This is a genomic window from Aquitalea sp. S1-19 (genome assembly GCF_024343515.1).
In genome coordinates this window covers 1-3,174 of the sequence record NZ_RJTZ01000185.1, presented here as the reverse complement: position 1 = coordinate 3,174, position 3,174 = coordinate 1, and the positions used below count along the sequence as shown (strand labels likewise).

Below are 3,174 nucleotides of genomic sequence, written 5' to 3'. Positions count from 1 at the left end.
AGTCACCTTACTGAAACCCAGCGGGTTCGCTTTCACGGCCACACCACCATTACTGGCCTCGACTTTGAAACTGTACTCGCCCTCGGGGAGTTTATTGCCGCTACCATCAGTGCCGTCCCACTCGAACTTGTTGATACCGGTTGTTGGTTTGTCGATAGCGATGGTACTGACCACATTGCCATCCTTGTCCGATACCGTGACTGTCACCTTGTCGGCCGGCCCGTTCAGCTCGACCGCACCATTGGCCTTGCCGCCTTCACCCTTGAGATGCAGCGCATTGCCATCGGTCATCACATCCTTGCCTATCATGGTCGCCGCCATCATCGACTGGTTGGCAAATTGCGACTGCAACAGCATACCCATGGTCTTGTTCATATTTTCCATGCCGGTAACGGTGCTGATCTGCGCCATCTGGCTGGTAATCTGGGCATTGTCCATCGGGTTCAACGGATCCTGCGCCTGCAGCTGTGTCATCAGCAGCTTGAGGAAACGATCCTGAATCCCCTGAGCGGAATTGGCATCCGCTTTCGAGCGACCCGCATTCCCGGTTTTATTCAGGTCGGAAATCATGTCCTGATTGCTGACAGCACTCACCATGGCTCAAGCCCTTTCTTTTATTACTGCCCCAGCTGCAGGGTTTTCTGCAGCAGGGTCTTGGCGGTATTCATGACTTCTACGCTGGTCTGGTAGGAGCGCGAGGCCGAGATCATATCGGCCATCTCCTCCACCGGATTCACATTGGGCAGTTTCAGATAACCCTTCTCGTCTGCCAACGGATGTGAAGGGTCGTATTTCAGCCGGAATGGCGACGTGTCCTCGACGATCTGGGTCACGCGCACACCGGCCACTTGCGGCTGGCTGGCTGACACCGGCGTCGCCGAAAACACCACATGGCGAGCACGATAAGGCTCGCCGGTCGAACTGGTGGCGCTCTCGGCATTGGATATATTACTGGCGACCAGATTAAGGCGTTGCGATTGCGCGGTCAGTGAAGAACCGGCAATGGTAAATACATTGGAAAGCGACATTTTTATTGACCACCCTTGATTGCGTCGGCAAGGCCGGTGATGCGGCGATTGAGGAATGTCAGCGTACTCTGATAGCGCAGCGAATTATCGGTGAATGCCGCCCGCTCCACGTCCATATCTACACTATTGCCATCCAGGCTGGGCTGCACGCTATTGCGGTATGCCAGATTGGGCTTGTCGCTTGCGGTGCCCGCTGCGCCATCCAGATGAGCGGCACTGGTTCGCGTCATGGCCAAAGCGCCGCCTTGCTGCGACTGAGCGGCAGACAAGGCCTGACCGAAGTCGAAATCGACAGCCTTGTAATTTGGGGTGTCATCGTTGGCAAGATTGCTCGCCAGCACCTCGGCCCGATAGGCGCGCAGGTTCAGCGATTTTTGCTGGAATTCAAAGTGTTTGGCAATTTTGTCTAGCATATCCACCCCAAGTAAGCCTCAAGGATATAGCAGGATTCGTGCCAAACACAAACTATTCACACTCTATCGAATAAGGCTGATTTTTATTGGGTGAATTTACAAAATAAAAACAAAACCCTACTCGCAAGCGGCAATAATTGCCGCCGGACGGCAACAGGAAACAACACCGCGCGACCTGTTGCTACCGCAAGCATGAAACCGGCAGGACAACAAGCCAACGCCGATGTATTCAGCGCACGGTGCCATACCGACCGCTTACGGTCTGAGCATGGAGGGCGCAACCTCCAGCGCCCCTTGCCCGAGCGCCTCGCGCTGAGTACACAAGGGCGCAAGTGCCGCCCGATCCAGCGTCGCGAGCACGGCCTCGGGTGCGGGCGTGCCATTCCACCAGAACAGCCACAGCGCATCGCGCGGCGGCCACACCCACAGCACGCGCTGGTACTCGACCTGCTCGCCAGCATGCTCCAGCAGCAGTTTTTCCGGTTCGCGCGCGACCTCGTGCCACTGCCCATCCAGCGGCCCACCCACCAGCAACAATCGCATGACGTGCCCTTCGACAATAAATAGCCAAGGTAATCCGTTAGTACCGGCAGAATATTGCGCCACATCAGGCAAACCCAATCTATACGATGAAGCAGGACAAGCAGATGCGCTAGAATATTTCAGCCTATCCTCCTGACGAACCCATGCCCCGCTACGCTCCGCCCCTTGCCCTGATCCTCGCTGCCCTCGCCACCCTGGGGCCGTTTGCCATCGACACCTTCCTGCCGGCAATGCCGGCGATTGCCGGCGCGCTGTCCGTCTCCGAGCTACAGACGCCGCTGATCCTGTCCGCGTATATGGCCAGTTTCGGATTGATGATGCTGTGGCACGGTGCGATCGCCGACGCCGTCGGCCGCCGCCCGGTGCTGCTTGTCGGCACCTTCTGCTACGCGCTCGCGGCGCTGGGCTGCACCTTCGCCGACAGCTTTGCCGAGCTGATCGCCTTTCGCGTACTGCAGGGAGTCAGCGGCGGCGTCGGACTGATTGTCGGGCGCGCCATCATCCGCGACTGCTACCACGGCATCGCCGCACAGAAGCTGATGTCGCATGTGACCATGCTGTTCGCGCTCTCGCCAGCCTTGGCACCGGTGATTGGCGGCTGGCTGTTCACCACCTTCGGCTGGCGCGCGGTATTCGCATTCATGGCAATCGTCGGCGCCCTGCTGTTTCTGCTGTGCCTGACCTCGCTGCCGGAAACCCACCCGGTGGACAAGCGCACGCCACTGGCCGCGCGCTCGCTCTTGGCCAACTATCGCGCCGTCGCCGGCAATCCGCGCTTTCGCCTGTACTCGGTCGCGGTCAGCCTGAATTTCGTCGGCTTCTTCGTCTACGTGCCATCGGCGCCAGCCATGCTCATCGGCCAGCTCGGACTGGGGCCCAACGATTTTCTGTGGCTGTTCGGCCCGGCAGTCGCCGGCATGATCATCGGTGCCTGGCTATCCGGGCGCGCTGCCGGACGCTTTACCGCGCGCCAGTCGGTCAACACGGGCTACGCCATGATGCTCGCCGCCGCGCTTGCCAACACCCTGCACGCACTCCTGTTTGCACCGTCGCTGCCGGCGAGCGTGCTGCCGATCGGCCTCTACACCATGGGAATGTCACTGGCAGCACCGTCGATCACGCTGGCCATTCTCGATTTATTCCCCGCGCAGCGCGGCACCGCCTCGTCGATGCAGGGCTTCGTGCAGACA

General features: G+C 59.4%; 5 protein-coding genes. 1 reads left to right on the top strand and 4 read right to left on the bottom strand.

Annotated features, from left to right (window positions below; translation table 11 throughout):
* The 4 genes from EGI20_RS16840 to EGI20_RS16825 all read right to left on the bottom strand — a co-directional run.
* A partial coding sequence (locus tag EGI20_RS16840) for a flagellar hook assembly protein FlgD (protein ID WP_498632861.1) occupies positions 1 to 597 on the bottom strand: 597 nt, incomplete at its 3' end.
* Positions 598 to 617: 20 nt separating this feature from the next.
* Positions 618 to 1,028 (bottom strand): flagellar basal body rod protein FlgC, encoded by a 411-nt coding sequence (gene flgC / locus EGI20_RS16835; RefSeq protein WP_124734360.1) that lies wholly within the window; start codon positions 1,026 to 1,028, stop codon positions 618 to 620.
* A 2-nt stretch (positions 1,029 to 1,030) separates the two neighbouring features.
* The gene (gene flgB / locus EGI20_RS16830; RefSeq protein ID WP_498632859.1) at positions 1,031 to 1,441 is read right to left on the bottom strand and encodes a flagellar basal body rod protein FlgB; all 411 of its coding nucleotides are present in this window, start codon (positions 1,439 to 1,441) and stop codon (positions 1,031 to 1,033) included.
* A 255-nt stretch (positions 1,442 to 1,696) separates the two neighbouring features.
* Positions 1,697 to 1,984 carry a hypothetical protein gene (locus EGI20_RS16825; RefSeq protein ID WP_498632857.1) on the bottom strand — a complete coding sequence of 96 codons (288 nt, stop codon included), beginning with the start codon at positions 1,982 to 1,984 and terminating at the stop codon, positions 1,697 to 1,699.
* A 143-nt stretch (positions 1,985 to 2,127) separates the two neighbouring features.
* Between EGI20_RS16825 and EGI20_RS16820 the strand changes: the two genes are divergently transcribed.
* On the top strand, positions 2,128 to 3,174 hold a 1,047-nt coding region (locus tag EGI20_RS16820; RefSeq protein WP_498632855.1), incomplete at its 3' end, for a multidrug effflux MFS transporter.